The following is a 17,183-nucleotide window of genomic DNA, read 5'->3' as shown; positions in this document are numbered from 1 at the left end:
GGGTATTGCCTTGCAGGCTTTGTCGAAAATGGCCTGCAAGGCGATACCCTAAGGGTTACAGATTGCTCAGGTATTTCAGCAGCAAAGGTACTGGCCGGCCAGTGGCGCCTTTGGCTGCGCCTGATTTCCAGGCGGTGCCGGCGATGTCCAGATGCGCCCATTTTTGCTCTTTCACAAAGCGTGAGAGGAAGGCTGCGGCGGTAATCGAGCCGGCTGGGCGGCCACCGATATTGGCCATATCGGCAAAGTTGGATTTAAGCTGCTCTTGATATTCATCGAACAATGGCAGCTGCCAGGCTTTGTCATCTGCTTGTTTGGCGGCTTTGAGCAGGGCGTGCGCCAGCTCATCGTCGTTAGCAAACAGGCCGGTGGTGGTGTGGCCCAGCGCAATAATGCAAGCGCCAGTGAGGGTGGCAATGTCGATGATGCTGGCGGGCTCGAAACGCTGCACATAGGTCAGCGCGTCGCACAAAATCAGCCGGCCTTCGGCATCGGTATTCAGAATTTCGACCGTTTGGCCACTCATGGTGGTGACAATATCACCCGGTTTAGCCGCATTGCCCGCTGGCATGTTTTCGCACGCGGCAATCACGCCGACCAGATTGATTTTCAAATCCAGCTCGGCCACAGCGCGGAATACGCCCAACACGGTCGCGGCGCCGCACATATCGTATTTCATCTCGTCCATGCCTTCGCCCGGCTTGAGCGAAATGCCGCCTGAATCAAAGGTGATGCCTTTGCCGACCAGGGCCACTGGCTTGGTTTTTTTATCGGCATTGCGGTATTCCAGCACGATCAGCTTCGGTGGCACGACCGAGCCTTTGGCCACGGCAAGGAAGGAATCCATTTTCAGTTGTTCGAGCTCTTCTTGCTCCAGCACGTGTGCCGAGAAATCAAACAGCTCGGCCAGTTGCACGGCGGTTTCGGCCAGATAAGCCGGGGTGCAGACATTCGGTGGCAAATTGCCCAGATCGCGGGTTAGATTCATGCCATGGCCCAGTGCCAAGCCATAAGTGAGGCCGGCTTCTACTTCGGCCAGATCGGCTTTTTTCGGCGCCAGCAGGCTGACGGTGGCTAATTTACTGGCGGGGGCCGGCTCAGATTTGAACTGCTCGCAGCGATAGGCTTCCAGCATCAGGGCGTTTACCACTTCCTGGGCTACGGCTTGCTGGTCTTGTTTTTTGTAGCCGGCGGCGCTCAGGGCCACGCAGACGCTGGTGTTGCTGCTGGCAAGCAGGGCTTTGGCCAGCGCACGCGCGGTGTCGCGTACGGCCGCTTCGGTGGGTTCTTTACCCAGTTGCGCCAGAATGACGCGTTTGAAATCCAGGCCCGCTGGGAGGCCAAGGCTCAGTACGGCACCGGCCTTGGCTGCCAGCTCGCCATCTTGAATCGCCTGGCTCAGAATGCCGCCGGCGGTGATATCCAGTTCCTTGCCAAAGGCGGGTAGTTTTTCACCGCAAACCGGTAATACTAAACAATCCGCAGATTCGGGGGCGGGGGAAACTATGGTAAATTCCATCTTTGCTGCTCCGGGGCAATTTCGATAACTAATCGATTATTCACTTCCACCACCGTCAAGTCAAAAGACAATCGCCGATGCTTTTTCGCAAAACCCTGATCCATGAAATGACATGGCTGGCCTTTGGCCTGTTTATTGTTTTGCTGTTGATCGTAATGACCTCGCAAGTGGTGCGCCTATTGGGCGAGGCCGCGCTGGGCGCCCTCGCTAGTTCCGCCGTGTGGGCGGTAATGGGTTTTACCGCCGTGCGCTACTTGCCCCTGCTGTTTTCCCTGATGTTGTTTATTACCATCCTCACCGTGATTACGCGCTTGTGGCGTGATCATGAGATGTTTGTCTGGTTTTCGGCCGGGCGCTCGATTTACAGCTTCATTCCGCCGGTTTTGCAGCTGGGGGTGCCGGTGGTGCTGCTGATTGCCGCGTTGTCGCTGATCGTCTCGCCCTGGGCGCAACTCAAAGGACGCGAATACCGCGAAACCAGCCTGAAAAACGAAGAAGTGACCCAAGTGGCTCCGGGCGTGTTTCGCGAATCGCGCAATGCCGATCGGGTGTACTTTATCGAGAATTTTTCCAGCGAGCGCGGCGAGGGCGAAAATGTATTTATGCAGATCCGCCGCGACGGCAAGTTGACCACCGTGCTGGCCGAGCAGGGCGGAATTGAGGTCGACGACAACGGTGATCGCTGGCTGTGGCTCAAGCAGGCGAAATCATACCAAGCCACGCCCGGTGTGGCGCAATACGATATTCTGGCCTTTAGCGATGGCAAAATCCGCCTCGATGAGCCTAGCCGCCCGGTGACGAGCCCGGCGATTGAGGCCATGCGCACCAGCGAGCTGGTGAAAGAGCTCACCCCCCAGCGCTGGGCCGAGTTGCATTGGCGGCTAGCGCTGCCGATTCAGGCGTTGATTTTGTTGCTGGCGGCGGTGCCGCTCGCGTTTGCCAACCCGCGCGGCGGGCGCTCGTTCAATATTCTATTCGCGGCCTTGCTGGCTTTTTCGTATTACAACGCCATGAATGTGCTGCAGGCCTGGATTGCCACGGGCAGAGTGCCAGGCTGGCTGGGGATGTGGCCACTGCACGCTGCGGCGGCGCTGCTGACGGTTGGGCTGTATGTGTGGCGTAGCAAGGTAAGGGGCTGAAATGAGCCGGTTAGGGCGTTATGTATTAAGCACCATTAGCTGGTATGTGTTGCTCACCTTGCTGGTGCTGTTGGGGCTATTTGTCTTTTTTGATCTGATTGGGGAATTGCGTGATGTGGGCAAGGGCAGCTATCAGTTTCAGCATGCGCTGGTGTATGTCTTGCTCAGTGCCCCATCCCGGGCCTATGAGCTGCTGCCGGTGTCTTTATTGATTGGCAGTATCTTTGCGCTGTCTAGCTTGGCTGATACCTCGCAGATGACGGTGATGCGCGCGGCGGGGGTGTCGATGCTACGGCTGGTGCGCTGGCTGGTGGTGGGCGGCGTGGCCTTTGGGGCGCTCACTTTTGTCACCGGCGAATATCTGGCGCCGGTCAGTAATGACGCGGCGACGCGCTATCAGGTGGCCGCCAAAGAATCATTACTGTTTGGCCGCTTTCGCTCTGGCGTCTGGGTGAAAAACGATGATCAGATCATCAATGTGGCCGCCATGCAGCCGGATTTCACGTTGCAGGGCTTGCGCATTTACGTGCACGATCACCGCCACCAACTGCTGAAAACCTTAGATGCCGAGCGCGCGGTATACCAAGGCGATGGCCAATGGCAGCTACACAATGTGGTACAGACACGCTTTTTTGTCGATCAGGTGCAGGTAAGCAAAGCCGCCCAATCGGCATGGACTAGCTCGCTCGATCCGAAAATGCTGGCAGTGTTGATGATCAAGCCCAAAGAAATGGCCGTCTCGGCTCTGGCCCAATATATCGGCCACCTTAAGCAAAACCGGCAAAGCACCACGCGCTACGAGCTAGCGATGTGGAGCAAGATTTTTTATCCGGTGGCCTGTGTGGTGATGATGCTGATCGCCCTGCCGTTTGCGCTGGGTCAGCGTCGCAGTGGCAATGTGGGTGTGAAGATCTTCCTAGGGATTTTGCTGGGCGTCACGTTTAATTTTATTAACCAAATGATGGCGTATATTGGCGAGTTGTATCGCTTGCCACCACTCTTGGCGGCGATGTTGCCGACACTGGCTTTGGCTCTATTGGCCGGCTATTTCCTCTGGCGACAAGAACGCACCTAACACAATCACGATTCGGTACTTTTGGATACCCCTACTATGTATGTCTTGCTAACTGGCGGCGCAGGTTATATTGGGTCGCATACCTATATTGAATTGGTCAAGGCTGGCTTTAAGCCAGTGATTTTTGATAATTTTTATAATGCCAAGCCGGAAGTGCTCAATCGCCTGCAGACAATTCTGGGTGAAGAGATCCGTTGCATTCAGGGCGATATCCGTGATCGTGCTGCCATGGCGGCGGCGTTTGCGCAGTATGCGTTTTCTGCCGTGGTACATTTTGCTGGCTGGAAGGCGGTGGGCGAATCGGTGGCCAAGCCGCTGGAGTATTACGACAACAATGTTGTCGGTACGCTGCGCCTTTTGGAGGCAATGAAGGCGGCTGGAGTTAAAAATCTGGTGTTCTCATCCAGCGCCACCGTGTACGGCGACCCGCACACCGTACCGATTCTGGAGCATTTTCCGCTCTCGGCCACCAATCCATATGGCCGGAGCAAGCTGATGATCGAAGACATGCTGCGCGATTTACGCGTGGCCGAGCCTGAGTGGAACATCGCCCTGCTGCGTTATTTCAATCCGGTGGGCGCGCATGAATCGGGCCTGATTGGCGAAGACCCGCAAGGCATCCCGAATAATCTGATGCCATTTGTCGCGCAAGTAGCGGTGGGTAAGCGCGACAAATTATCGGTCTTTGGTGGCGATTACCCAACGCCGGATGGCACTGGTGTGCGCGATTATATCCATGTGGTTGATCTGGCCATCGGGCATGTCAAAGCGCTGCAAAAACTGGCCACTAAGCCGGGCAATGTGACGGTGAATCTGGGCACGGGCAATGGTTATTCTGTGCTCGATATGGTCAAAGCATTTGAAACTGCCTCGGGTCGTACGGTGCCGTATCAGATTGTGGCGCGGCGGCCGGGGGATATTGCCGCGTGCTACGCTGACCCGCAAGCCGCCTTCGAGCAGCTGGGCTGGCGCGCTGAGAAAAATCTGCAAGACATGTGCAATGACAGCTGGCGCTGGCAAAGCCAGAATCCGCAGGGCTACGGCGACTAATTCCTCGCCCCAGCAACCCGCAAGCTTCCGGCTGACTTCGCTCGCGCGTTCTAGCGTGCGTTTTCTATAGTGATGAAGTCTGTTGCTTGCCGGGTTGTGCATGCGTTTACCTTCCCAGCAGCAGGGCGTTGCCTTGCTGCTTTTACTTTTTCTGCTCGCGGCGGTCGGTAGCTCGCTGCTGCTGCGCGAACTAAAATCGCGCGAGCAAAGCGCGCTGCGGCAGCAACGTTCGGCCGAGGCCTTGCTCACGGCTCGCGCGGCACTAGTGGCCTATTCGCTAACCCAGCCCAACGCAGCTGGCGTGCCGTTGCAGCTACCTTGCCCGTATCTGAGTACTTCATTAGGCGAGGGCATTGCGGCCAGTAGCTGTGCGCATGGTGAAGTCGGCCGCCTCCCTTGGCGTACGCTGGGAATTCAAAATCCGCTCGATGGCTGGGGTGAAACACTGTGGTATACGCGGGATAGTAATTTCCGCGCTCCGGCCAGCGGGCGGCTGCTCAATAGCGATTTGCGCGCCACACTGCAGGTGTATCAAAACGATGGCACGACGCTGGCCACGGCAGCGGGTGATGAAGCCGCCGCCATTTTATTTGCGCCCGGGCCCGGGATTTATGGTCAAGATCGCAGTAATCTGTGGAATGCCGCCGCCTTTCTCGAAGCCCGCGCGGGGCGCAATAACGCCACGGCCGGTGGCCCATATATTCAGGGCAGTCTAGATGCTAGCTTTAACGATCAGCTGCTGATCATCAGCGCCAGTGACTGGCTGGACCGACTCAAGCAGCGCTTGGCTAGCGAAATTAAACTGGCGCTAGAGAGCTATCGCTCCAGCCACGGTTACTATCCGGCGCCGGCGCGTATCAGCGACGCCCGCTGCAGCGATAATCGGCAGAATAGCGGCAGCAGCACGGATTGGTGTCCTAGTGTGGTGGGCGAATGTCGCGGCATTCTGCCGCAAACCGATGAGACATATGCCGCCATCAACTACCCCACCTGGTTTCGCAATAATCTCTGGCATCGTGCGGTGTACTATACCGTGGGAGGCACGGCCAGTTGCGGAGTGCTGACGGTGCAGCGCAGTGGCCAAGCCGATAGCCACCCCTCCGTGCTATTTTTCTTGCCCGGCACGCCACAAGCCAATATCGCCCGCATTGCCGCTACACAAACGACCAGCAGTGTGGTGAGTACAAATTTGAGTGATTATCTGGAAGACGCCGCCAATCAAGATGGCTGGGGTGGCGCGGCAGATGATGCCTATGTGTGGCCAAGTGCGGGCAGCAATGATCGGCTGTTTAGCATACCCTAGAGAGTATATGGATCAGATCTATTGAGGATAATGCTTTTATGGCAATACCCCAGCACTCACCATGCGCCCTAGTACTAAAGTCGTCGGCAACCAGGCCGTGACATCGTCGTAACTCTCATCGGCATTGCGGCTAATAAACGTGGTATCGCCATTGCTGTTTTCTAGCTGATCACCTGTCGCGGCGGCCAGGCTTGAGCCATCATTGGCATAGCCACCCAGACCATCCTTGCCATGTGAAACGAGCACCACCGGCAAGTTATTCGCTACGATGGTGCCGCCGCTGCTCGCGCGAACCGTGATATCGCCGCTACTGCTCAAATTCGGCAGGCTGCTGCTGCGTGAAAAGCTATTACTGACGCGATACGTCACTCGACGATCCCAGCCATCCACTTTACTGACCCCCAGCGTCACCCATGGCAGCGCGCCGACGAGGCGATTGCAGCTGCCAGTGCCGGTGTTCAAGTCTTCCAGGCCCTCGCCCGTGCCGCTAGTACTCGGATTGGCCGGGCAGGGCAGCCGCTTATTCTGCACCGCAAAGCCCAGCAGCGCCTCTTTGCTGGTCTCCAGCACAGTTTTCGTCTGCGCCAACTTGCGCGCTTCCAGCTGCGCCCCTAATGGCCCCAGCAGCCCCGCCATCAGTAGGCCGACAATGACCAATACCACGGCTATTTCAACGAGGCTGAAGCCCCGCGGTAGTTGTTTCAAGGTTGCGCACTCCGTTTGACTGAGTGTTGAGGTGTCCTGACCTATTGCCGATAGACTAGCAATTGTGAATGTTGTCACAGGCCGTGAGTATTGGAATCTAAGCGTGAGTTGTACTTGGCACGCAAAGTGCTTAATCAGATTCGAGCGAGCAAAAGCTCTCACCCTCACTTTAAACAGGAGTTTTAAGAATGCAAAACACTATGAAACGTGCCCAACAAGGTTTCACCCTGATCGAGTTGATGATCGTTGTAGCGATCATTGGTATTTTGGCGGCCGTAGCGATTCCCGCATACTCAAACTATCAAGCCAAAGCAAAATTGACAGCTGGCTTGGCTGAAGCTTCAGCTGGTAAAACGGCAATTGAAGAATTGCTTAATAATGGTACAAAAGGTACTGATATTCCTGATGCTGGAGCTGCAGGCTCTCCATTCCCTAAAGCAACAACAGGCAATTGCACTTTGGCCACTGACTTTGCAGATGATGGCACAGGGACAATTGAATGCACAGTGCAAAATGCTCCTGCATCTGTGAATGCAGCTAAATTGACGCTGACTCGTTCTGCGGTTGGTGGCTGGACTTGTGAGACCACTGGCGCTACTGATAAAACATTGGCTCCTAAAACTTGCCCGCAATCATAACTCTTAACATTTTTGTTAAACCCCATCCTTGGATGGGGTTTTTTTATAACAAGGCATGAACTATGCTTCTGGAGTTATAAAGCACAGGGGAAGAGCAATGCGCAAACAAATAGGCCTAACTCTGATTGAATTGATGGTGGTTGTTGCAATCATTGGAATTATTGCTTCGATTGCGAGTGCTCAGTACCAAATTTATTTGGCCCGTAGCAAAGTAGTGGCTGCATTCTCAGAAATTTCAACTGGAAAAGTGAATTTTGTTACTCGATCTAATAATGGCGATATCAATAATAGCCCGGCGAGTATTGGATTGCAAGAATTAACTTATAACTGTAAAACAACTGTAGATACAACTTCAATAACATGTGAGCTGCAGAATACGCCTAGTAGTCTTGTTGGTGGTGTGGTCACCTTGATATATAGTAGCGTTGCCGATCAATGGGTGTGTACAACTAGCAATATAGTTGTAGAGCTTCGACCTGAAACCTGTAGTTAAGAAGTCGATAATTAATAATGCTTCGTTATTCGATAATAAGTAAAGAATGGAATAAATATCTTCTCGTGGGTGTTTTGTTGGTTTGGTCTTTTTCCTGGCCTTTGCTTAACTCTATTTTTGATGCTGTTTCAGCTGATTATTATGATCGTTTTCGGATGCTGATGTTGCTGGTCTTTACGATCTCTGCATTGTTTTGTAAGATGCGCGTCATTCGGGTTGGTTTTGGTTTTGTTGTAATTCTATGGCTGGGCTTTTTAAGTTCATTAATGGCTGTTAGGCCAATTTATGCCCTTGTTGAGCTGATTTTAATTATTTTGGCTTATCTTGTTTTTGTGCAAAGCCAGAGTTTTGGTATAAAGCAGCTTTACATTTTTCGCTTTGGTTTGGCTGAGACTAGCCTGGTATTTTCAATATTGTATGGTGTCTTGTTTTATTTCTCTTTTTTCTCATTTTTGGCTAGTTTGCCAGTAGGCATTTTTTTTCGTGTCGACATTGTTCCTCTATATCCATTTGTTGAGAATGTTCGTTACATCAACTCGGCACAGGTTATTTTGATTTTTTTACCATGGCTTACAGTTCGGTTGAAGCAAATGTGGGGCATGCATGTCTTATTTGCGTTGTTGGCAAGTTCTCTGACTTTGAGTTTGTTATTAATTGGTGGCGCACGCTCAGGATTGCTATCCGTTTTGCTCGGTTTGGTAGTGTTGTTTTTTACGGGTAAAAATAAGCGCGCTGTTTTAATATACTCATTAATCAGTATCGTTCTGGCCTTACTTCTTTATTTTTTCACATCGCTGGTATCCGAGCTTGTTTTTAATAAGGGATTTACTGGGGATTTTTTCTCAAGGTTTGGTGCTGGTCAACTAAATTCAATCAACGCAGTAACAAGTAGTCGATATGATCTTTGGGTTTTGGCCATTAAAGTGGCAATATCGAATCCACTGTTTGGAATCGGGCCTCAGCACTTTGCAAGTTTAAGTTCGTTTGTGGCACACCCACATAATTTTTATCTGAATATTGCTGCTGAATGGGGTATTCCAGCGCTGCTGCTTCTTGTGTATCTAACCTACAAATATTATCGCCATCTTTTCCAATGTCTTGGTGGGCAGGTGTTGCTGGCGGTCATGGTGGCCATTCTTTGTGATGCACTTTGGTCTGGAAATACCGTCTACCCCATTTCCCAGATGTACATCTTGCTCGTCGCAATGCTAGTCCCTCCTTACCAATCTGTACATGGATTTGTAATGTCTCAGTCCCTGACCAAAGCGGTTGCGGTTACATTGGCTATTGGTTTGGTTGTGCTTAGTGTAATTACATTTCAGAGTAGTTTGCTCGAGTTGGGTGAGGCCATGCCACGGTTTTGGATTGTCGGTACGTTTTAAGCTCGCTCACTCACTCATGTTGCGGCTTGCATTTTTGATCTTTGGATATTGCCTTGAGCGTGATCTTTTATTCGCAAATGCTGCAACTCAATAGCACGCTGATTTCCCGATCCGCGCCACGGCAATGTGGTGGGGTTTTCTTTTTCGTATTTGCCGTCGATCACCACATCCACAAATCCAAACACCTCCAGCTCCTGCACTTCTTCAAACAAATACCCCGTCCATAACCAAATATTCTTTTCTGGATATCTGGCTTTAAAGGCTTTGCAGAGCCAAAGAATCGCTGCGCGGTTGGCGGGGTGAAGTGGATCACCTCCAGATAGGCTGAGACCGTCGAGTTCTTCGCAGGCATCCAGTAATTCTTGCTGGACTTGTGCCGTAAAAGGGTGACCCGATTTTCTATCCCATGTGGATTGGTTGTAGCAGCCGGGGCAGGCGTGGACGCAGCCAGTGACAAAAAGCGTCACTCTAAGCCCCGGGCCGTTTACCATATCGTAGGTGTAGTAGCGATCGTAGTTCATGGTGATCTCTGCTTGGCGATACCTATAGCGGTATATTCTGAAAATCTAATATTTATGCGGCTTGGTGGGCTATACCTTCGCCAGTTTGCGCTCGCTCACTGCTTCAAAATGCTTTACGCGGCGCATCACTTCTTTTTGTTTGCCGGCGTTAAATGGCCGTGCATTGGGGCTGCCGAGGTAGCCGCAAACGCGGCGGGTGACGGAAAGTGTCGCACTGTCGGTGTTGCCGCAGTCCGGGCAGACAAAACCTGCCGCGGTGGCCAACGCTTCGCCCATAAACCCGCAGGCGCCGCAGGCATCGACTGGGGTGTTGCTGCCAAAGTACGGCACTTTTTCTACTGCGTAATCCCAAATGCGCTCTAGCGCCAGCAGGTTGTGCTGCATATTCGGTAGCTCAACATAGGTAATATGCCCGCCGCTGGCGTATTCGGCGTAGCCGGCTTCAAAGTCGATCTTGGCGAAGGGGTTGACCTTGCGCAGCACATCCAGATGGAAGGAGTTGGTGTAGTAGCCCTTGTCGGTCACTTCGGCGATGTCGCCAAAACGCGCGGCATCCAGTTTGCAGAAACGATGGCACAGTGATTCACTCGGGGTGGAATACAGCGAGAAGCCGATGCCGGTTTCTTTTTTCCAACGCGTGGTGGTGTCGGCCATCACCCGCACCACATGGCGCAAGAAGGCCTGCGCTTCGGCACATTCGGCCGGATGCGCGCCAAACAGCAGCACGCCTACTTCATGCAAGCCGATATAGCCCAGCGAAATCGAGGCGCGGCCATTACGAAATAGGCTCATGATGTCGTCTTGCGGTTTGAGCCGTACGCCAAATGCGCCTTCGGTATATAAAATCGGCGCCACATTGGCTTTCACGCCGGATAGACGCTGAATGCGGATATTCAGCGCTTGGTAGCATAGCTGCAGGCGGCTGTGCAAAATCTCAAAAAAGCGGGTCTGGCTGCCTTGCGCCTCAAGCGCGATGCGCGGCAAGTTCAGGCTGACCACGCCCAGGTTATTGCGCCCATCCAATACTTCGCGCCCGGCTTCATCGCGCCACACCGACAGAAAGCTGCGGCAGCCCATGGGCGAGACCGGCACGCTAGAGCCGGTGATCTGGCGGTTGAGCTTGGCCGAGATGATGTCGGGGTACATCCGTTTCGATGTGCATTCCAGCGCCAGCTGTTTAATGTCGTAGTTCGGGTCGCTGGGTTTGAGGTTGATGCCGGCTTCCAGAAAGAACACCAGTTTCGGAAACACCGGTGTAGTGCCTTCTTTGCCCAGCCCTTTGATGCGCACGCGCAAAATTGCCTGCTGAATAATCCGCTCCGCCCAGCTGGTGCCCATGCCGAACGAGAATGTCACAAACGGCTGCTGGCCATTCGAGCTAAACAGCGTGTTGATCTCGTATTCGCAGGCCTGAATGCCATCGTAGGCTTCTTTTTCGGTGCGTTCGCGCGCATAGCGTTCCGGCTCACTGATGCCATAGTCGGCGGCAATGGCCAGGTTTTTCTCGTAGGTTTTCAGTACATACGGCGCCAGCGTTTGATCGATATTCGGAATCGTGGTGCCGCCGTATTGATGGCTGGCCACCTGGGCAATGATTTGTGCCGTCACCGCGCAGGCCACGCCTACGGATTTAGGGCTTTCGATCTTGGCATTACCCAGGCGAAAGCCGTGTTCCAGCATGCCTTTCAGATCAACCAGGCAGCAGTTGGTAAAAGGCAGAAACGGCGAGTAATCCAGATCGTGAAAATGAATATCACCGCTATTGTGCGCTTCCAGAATGTCTTTGGGCAGAAAAGTGCTGGCAAATTGCTTGGAGACAATCCCGGCCATCAAATCACGCATTACCGGGAATACATTGGCGTCTTTATTGGCGTTTTCGGTGGTGGCATCCACATCCGTTTTATTCACCAGCCCCATCAGCTTGGCGTGCAGTTCTGAGCCTTGCGCGCGAATACGATCACGATCGTGGCGATACTCGATGTAAATCCGCGCCACTTCCGGGTATTCCAGCATCAGGGCGTTTTCTACTAGCTGCTGAATCGTCGGGATGTCGAGCGGGCCTTGCTGGCTGAGCAGGCGGCAGGTTTCTTCCACTTGCTCGGTGATCCGTTCGGCCAGCGCCTCGGGCTGCGGATAGCGCGCCGCCGAGGCCGCTTTGCGGCAGGCTTCAAAAATCTTGGCGCTATCGTAGGCGGCACGGGCTCCGTCGCGTTTGGTCACTTTGAGCATGATGGGCAAAATCCTCGCAAGAAAAGGGGCGCTAGGGCCAAAAAAGCGGGCGGGCGGTTGGCCCGCCCGAAATATGGCTCCGTGATGGTCTGCACGCAGACCGGAACAACCTGCACGACTTCAGCTAGGGGCTGATGTCGTGTTGAAACACAATATATTGTGTTTTTTGCGGGGGCGTTGCGCTAAATATTTGAGTTTTGATGCGGGTCAAATTCTGACGCGTACTGGCGCTGCAGCCTGTAAGGCGGAGGTGCTCGTCGGCTGGCCGGGTGATATTGTGGCGCGGGGATGGGATTGGCGCGTGGCGGTCTGGCGGAGTGGTCTTTGCAGAAATGAAAGGGGTATTGCTATTGGGGCTTTTGAATATCTAGCCTCCAAGGCAATACCCAGGCGGTGTTTAGAGCATGTAGCGCGCGAGGTCTTCGTTGGCCGCAACGCCGCCGAGTTTCTGGCGCACAAATTCGGCATCGACCACCACGGCGCCGCGTTTGGCCTCGAAGGAAACATCTTCCAGTAGCCGTTCCATGATGGTGTACAGCCGGCGCGCACCGATGTTTTCGGTGCTTTCGTTCACCTGAAACGCCATCGCCGCCATTTGCTGAATGCCTTCAGGCGTAAATTGCACCTCGATCTCTTCGGTGGCCAGCAGCGCCTGATACTGCTTGGCAAGGCACGCATCGGTACCAGTCAGGATGGTGGCGAAATCATCGACGGTGAGCGAATTGAGCTCCACGCGGATCGGGAAACGGCCTTGCAACTCAGGGATCAGATCCGATGGTTTGGCCAGATGGAAGGCGCCGCTAGCAATAAACAGAATGTGGTCGGTTTTCACCATGCCATATTTGGTGCTGACCGTCGTGCCCTCTACCAGCGGCAGCAAATCGCGCTGTACCCCTTGGCGTGAGACTTCGCCGCTGCTGCCTTCGGCGCGGGTGGTGACTTTATCGATCTCGTCGATAAACACAATGCCGTTTTGCTCTACAGCTTGCAGTGCTTCTTGCTTGGCATCGTCTTCGTTCACCAGCTTCGCGGCTTCTTCATCCACCAGTAGCTTGAGTGCGTCGGCGACTTTGAGTTTTTGCTTCTTCGTTTTGCCGCCCATCGCGCCTTTAAACATCTGCTGCAGCTGATTGGAAAAGTCTTCCATCCCCGGCGGGCTGAATACTTCCATGGTCGGTGGGGCGGCGGCGACGTCGATTTCGATGTCTTTGTCGTCAAATTTGCCTTCGCGCAGCATTTTGCGGAATTTCTGCCGCGTTTCGCTTTGGCTGTCATCGTGATTCACGCTGCCATAGCTGTTTGCCGGTGGGGGCAGCAGCACATCCAGTACGCGCTCTTCCGCCGCGGCTTCGGCTTTAACGCGGTTGCGGGCGATGGCCTGATCGCGCACCTGCTTGATGGCGATTTCCATCAGATCGCGAATGATGCTGTCGACATCTTTGCCCACATAACCCACTTCGGTGAATTTGGTGGCTTCGACTTTAATAAACGGCGCGTCAGCTAGCTTGGCCAGCCGGCGGGCGATTTCGGTTTTGCCCACCCCGGTGGGGCCGATCATCAGAATGTTTTTCGGGGTGATTTCATGCCGCAGCGGCTCGGCCACTTGCTGGCGCCGCCAGCGATTGCGCAAGGCAATGGCCACGGCTTTTTTGGCGGCGGCTTGGCCAACAATGTGTTTGTCCAGCTCGTGAACAATTTCCTGTGGGGTCATCTGCGTCATGCTGTGCTTCCTGGGAATCAATGCTGTATTAAATAGTGCCGTGCCGCCGAATTTAAAGCCCCGCTTGGCGCGGCGCGCGGCGCAATGCCTGTCTATAGTAAGAGCCGGTCAATGCAGATGCGGGCGGCCTGTGACAGCGAAGCGATATTTTTATGGGGCGATGGCGGGCGTGGTGTTATTGCCTGCGGGCCTGCTGCTGGCGCTGGTTTTGTTGCCGCTGGAGCAATGGCCATTCCAGATTAGTAGCAGGGCGCTGGCGGTTAGCCTGAGTTGGCAGGGTATTGCGCTACTGGCCTTGGTATTGCTTTTTTGTATGGCTATACCCCTAGTGTTTTCGGGGTTGTGGTTGCTGGCGCAACGTCAGCGCGTTTTGCAGCGCTGGCGCGCCGAGGGCGACCCCTTTTTACACACCGCCCACACCGGCTGGTGGCAACCGTTGCTGCAGGCCTGTGGTCAGCGGCTGGCTGCGCAGGAGCTGGAGCTGATCGCCTTGCGCGAGCGCAATGAGCTGTTTGCCGATGCACTGGATGAAATCAACGACATCAGCTTGCAGCTGCGCCGCTCTGAGCGCCGCTGGGCATTGGCCTTGGAGGCCACGGGCGATGGCATCTGGGAATGGGATGCCGAGCACGATCAGTGGTATTTTTCTTCGCGCTGGAAATCCATGCTGGGCTACGCCGAGCATGAATTAGCCGATGAGCTGGCCAGCTGGCATGGCTTGCTGCACCCGGATGATCTTGACGCGGTCAAAAGCCAGTTTTTGCAATATGTGCAAATTCGCCCGCTGGAGGGCGAGCGCATCTTGGCGCTGGAATATCGCTTGCGCCATCAGGATGGAGGCTGGCGAGTGCTGGTGTGCCATGGCGTGGCCGATCGTGATGTTAGCGGGCGGGTGATTCGGGTGGTGGGCGCGCAGGCCGATGTGACCACCCAGCGGCAATTCACGGCCGAACTGGCGCAAGCCAAAGAAGAGGCCGAGGCTGCGCTGGGCCATTTGCGCCGCGCCCAGCAGCAAATGATCGAATCAGAAAAACTCGCCGCCCTCGGCGCGCTGGTGGCCGGGGTTTCGCATGAGGTAAATACCCCGCTGGGTATTGCGCTGACCGCCGCATCCACGCTCGATACTGAAACCCATACCCTGCAGCAGCAACTGGAAGAAGGCCATCTCAAGAAAAGCGATCTACAGCATTACGCCACTGTCGCTCGCGATGCGGCCACGCTGATTTTGCGGCATTGTGATCACGCCGCCGCGCTGATTCGCAGCTTTAAAAATATCTCGGTGGATCAGACGGCCGCGGTGGTGCGGGAGTTTGTACTTGGCGATTATCTGGAAGAAATCTTGCAATCGCTGCGCCCCACTTTGCGCAAAACCGCTCATCAAATTGCGCTGAGCTGCCCGGCGGCGATCCAGTTGCGCGCCGATCCATCGGCCTTTACCCAGATCATCAATAATCTGGTGAATAACGCGATTTTGCATGCGTTTACCCCCGAGCAAGCCGGGCAGATTCAGATTAGTGTGCAGGAGTTATCTAGCACGGTGCTAGAGCTGCGCTTTCAGGATAACGGGCGCGGCATCGAGCCGGCCGCGCGAGCAAAAGTATTCGAGCCGTTCTACACTACAAAACGTGGACAAGGTGGCAGTGGCCTAGGGATGAGCATCGTGCACAATCTGGTGGTCGCGCATCTGAAAGGTTCGATTCATATCGAAGAAACACCGGGCGGTGGCGCGTGTTTTGTCATTCAGTTTCCCCGTTACGGTTTAGGGAGTACGACACAATGAGCATGCTGGACGACGACAACTGGCTGGAAGACGATACCCAGGTCGAAGAGCAGAATAAGGTGCAGCCCTGGAATGTATTGGTGGTCGATGATGAGCCTGATATCCATCACGTTACCAAGCTTGCGCTGACTAATATTGATTTTCTGAAGCGGCCGCTGAATATTCTGTCCTGTTACTCCGGCCGTGAGGCCGTTGAGCTACTGGCCCAGCGCGATGATATTGCGCTGGTCTTGCTTGATGTGGTGATGGAAACCGAAGACGCCGGCCTGATGGTGGCGCGCGAAATTCGCGAAACCTTAAATAACCATCATATCCGCATCATTTTGCGCACCGGCCAGCCCGGCGTGGCACCTGAACGGCATGTGATCGAAAACTACGACATCAACGATTACAAAGCCAAAACCGAGCTGACTCGCGACAAACTGTATACCTCGGTACTGGGTACTTTGCGTTCCTACAACGACATCATGCTGATCGAGCATCAGCGCCGCCAGCTGGAAGCCAACCGCCGTGGCCTGATCAAAGTCGTGGATGCTTCAACCAGTATTTTCCGCCTGCAGTCAATCCAGCAATTTGCCCAGGGCGTGCTGGAGCAGCTGCAGTCCTTGCTGTTTTTTGAGCAAGACGCGCTCTACTTGGTGGTGAATGGGGGTATGGCTGCGCTAAGCCAGGATAATGACCTAGTGGTGATGTATGCCACCGGGGGGTATCAGCAGTTTTGCGGCCAGCCACTCAGCGGTGCCGAGCTGAGCCGCCTGCAGCCGTCAATCGATGAGGCGATCAGCAAGCAGCAAAGCGTGTTTGCCAGTGATCATTTCGTAGGCTTTTTTATCTCGCCGCACGGGCCGATTAATCTGCTGATTATCGATGGCCCGGTCGAGCTATCACACCCCGATGCCAATCTAATCGATTTATTCTGCAAAAACGTGGCCATTGCCTACGAAAACCTGATGCTGAATAAAGAAATCGAAGACACCCAGCGCAGTATTATCTATCAGCTTTCCGAGGTGATTGAAAACCGCTCGAAAGATACCGGCAAACACATTCATCGCATGGCTGAGTTTTCCTATGTGCTGGCGCTGGAGCTGGGCTTGAGCGAAGAAGAGGCGCAAATTATCCGCGCGGCCAGCCCGCTGCATGATATTGGTAAAGTGGGGATTCCCGATCAGGTGCTGAATAAACCCGGGCCACTCGATAGTGCCGAGCGGGCGGTGATGGATACCCATGCCCAGCTGGGCTATGACATGCTGCGCGAATCCAAGCCCCGCATTCTGAAAATGGCGTCGGTGATCGCCTATGAGCACCATGAGCGCTGGGATGGCAGCGGCTACCCGCGCAAACTCAAGGGCGATGAGATCCATATCGCCGGGCGCATTATTGCGCTGGCCGATGTTTACGATGCCCTCACACATGCGCGTTGCTACAAAGACCCTTGGCCGCGCGATCAGGTGCTCGAGACGATCCGCAGCGAATCGGGCAAGCATTTTGACCCGAAAGTGGTGGACGCCTTCTTTAAGTGTCTGCCCCGTATCGAGGAAATTCGCCAGACCCTCACCGATCACTGAGCCCGCGGGGGGCTGGTTTAGGGGTAGAATGGGCAGTTGGGTACGCACTGCCCATTTTTTGTTG

The 17,183-nt window shown here is 54.3% G+C and carries 14 protein-coding genes; 9 read left to right on the top strand and 5 right to left on the bottom strand.

Annotated features, from left to right (window positions below; genetic code table 11):
- Positions 1-55: 55 nt before the first annotated feature.
- A complete protein-coding gene (locus G482_RS0110485; RefSeq protein WP_028449992.1) occupies positions 56-1,519 on the bottom strand; it encodes a leucyl aminopeptidase in 1,464 nt (487 codons plus the stop codon).
- Positions 1,520-1,596: 77 nt separating this feature from the next.
- Here G482_RS0110485 and lptF point away from each other — a divergent pair, with 77 nt between their 5' ends.
- The 4 genes from lptF to G482_RS19640 all read left to right on the top strand — a co-directional run bounded on the left by lptF (position 1,597) and on the right by G482_RS19640 (position 6,086).
- Entirely contained in the window at positions 1,597-2,658 is a 1,062-nt protein-coding gene (lptF, locus tag G482_RS18225; protein ID WP_034619492.1) for an LPS export ABC transporter permease LptF, read from the top strand.
- 1 nt (position 2,659) lies between these two features.
- Entirely contained in the window at positions 2,660-3,733 is a 1,074-nt protein-coding gene (gene lptG / locus G482_RS0110475) for an LPS export ABC transporter permease LptG (RefSeq protein ID WP_028449991.1), read from the top strand.
- A 36-nt stretch (positions 3,734-3,769) separates the two neighbouring features.
- A complete protein-coding gene (gene galE, locus G482_RS0110470) occupies positions 3,770-4,783 on the top strand; it encodes a UDP-glucose 4-epimerase GalE (protein WP_028449990.1) in 1,014 nt (337 codons plus the stop codon).
- 100 nt (positions 4,784-4,883) lie between these two features.
- Positions 4,884-6,086, top strand: coding sequence for a hypothetical protein (locus G482_RS19640; RefSeq protein WP_051258924.1), 1,203 nt, complete (start codon positions 4,884-4,886; stop codon positions 6,084-6,086).
- 36 nt (positions 6,087-6,122) lie between these two features.
- On the opposite strand, the gene G482_RS0110460 is transcribed toward G482_RS19640, so the two are convergent.
- Positions 6,123-6,791: a type II secretion system protein gene (locus G482_RS0110460; protein WP_028449989.1), complete on the bottom strand. Its 669-nt coding sequence runs from the start codon at positions 6,789-6,791 to the stop codon at positions 6,123-6,125.
- A 188-nt stretch (positions 6,792-6,979) separates the two neighbouring features.
- Between G482_RS0110460 and G482_RS20840 the strand changes: the two genes are divergently transcribed.
- The 3 genes from G482_RS20840 (at position 6,980) to G482_RS0110450 (ending at position 9,304) form a co-directional block, all read left to right on the top strand.
- Positions 6,980-7,429, top strand: coding sequence for a pilin (locus tag G482_RS20840; RefSeq protein WP_308417127.1), 450 nt, complete (start codon positions 6,980-6,982; stop codon positions 7,427-7,429).
- Between the two features lie 97 nt (positions 7,430-7,526).
- Positions 7,527-7,922 carry a pilin gene (locus G482_RS20095; RefSeq protein WP_034619490.1) on the top strand — a complete coding sequence of 132 codons (396 nt, stop codon included), beginning with the start codon at positions 7,527-7,529 and terminating at the stop codon, positions 7,920-7,922.
- A 17-nt stretch (positions 7,923-7,939) separates the two neighbouring features.
- Positions 7,940-9,304: an O-antigen ligase family protein gene (locus G482_RS0110450; protein ID WP_084414610.1), complete on the top strand. Its 1,365-nt coding sequence runs from the start codon at positions 7,940-7,942 to the stop codon at positions 9,302-9,304.
- A 14-nt stretch (positions 9,305-9,318) separates the two neighbouring features.
- On the opposite strand, the gene nrdG is transcribed toward G482_RS0110450, so the two are convergent.
- The 3 genes from nrdG to hslU form a co-directional block, all read right to left on the bottom strand.
- On the bottom strand, positions 9,319-9,825 hold the full coding sequence (nrdG, locus tag G482_RS0110445; protein WP_028449987.1) for an anaerobic ribonucleoside-triphosphate reductase activating protein: 507 nt from the start codon (positions 9,823-9,825) through the stop codon (positions 9,319-9,321).
- A 69-nt stretch (positions 9,826-9,894) separates the two neighbouring features.
- Positions 9,895-12,054, bottom strand: a complete 2,160-nt coding sequence (gene nrdD, locus G482_RS0110440) for an anaerobic ribonucleoside-triphosphate reductase (RefSeq protein ID WP_028449986.1) — start codon at positions 12,052-12,054, stop codon at positions 9,895-9,897.
- Positions 12,055-12,451: 397 nt separating this feature from the next.
- Complete coding sequence (gene hslU / locus G482_RS0110435; RefSeq protein WP_028449985.1) at positions 12,452-13,774, bottom strand: ATP-dependent protease ATPase subunit HslU; 1,323 nt, start codon at positions 13,772-13,774, stop codon at positions 12,452-12,454.
- A gap of 172 nt (positions 13,775-13,946) precedes the next feature.
- On the opposite strand from hslU, the gene G482_RS18205 reads away from it, so the two are divergent.
- Both G482_RS18205 and G482_RS0110425 read left to right on the top strand, forming a co-directional pair.
- The gene (locus tag G482_RS18205) at positions 13,947-15,554 is read left to right on the top strand and encodes a sensor histidine kinase (protein WP_169721067.1); all 1,608 of its coding nucleotides are present in this window, start codon (positions 13,947-13,949) and stop codon (positions 15,552-15,554) included.
- The gene (locus G482_RS0110425) at positions 15,551-17,119 is read left to right on the top strand and encodes a DUF3369 domain-containing protein (RefSeq protein WP_211227608.1); all 1,569 of its coding nucleotides are present in this window, start codon (positions 15,551-15,553) and stop codon (positions 17,117-17,119) included. Before G482_RS18205 ends, G482_RS0110425 begins: the two co-directional genes overlap by 4 nt.
- Positions 17,120-17,183 lie beyond the last annotated feature (64 nt).

Source organism: Chitinibacter tainanensis DSM 15459 (assembly GCF_000429785.1).
Lineage (GTDB): Bacteria > Pseudomonadota > Gammaproteobacteria > Burkholderiales > Chitinibacteraceae > Chitinibacter > Chitinibacter tainanensis.
This window is presented reverse-complemented; position numbering and strand designations above follow the sequence as displayed.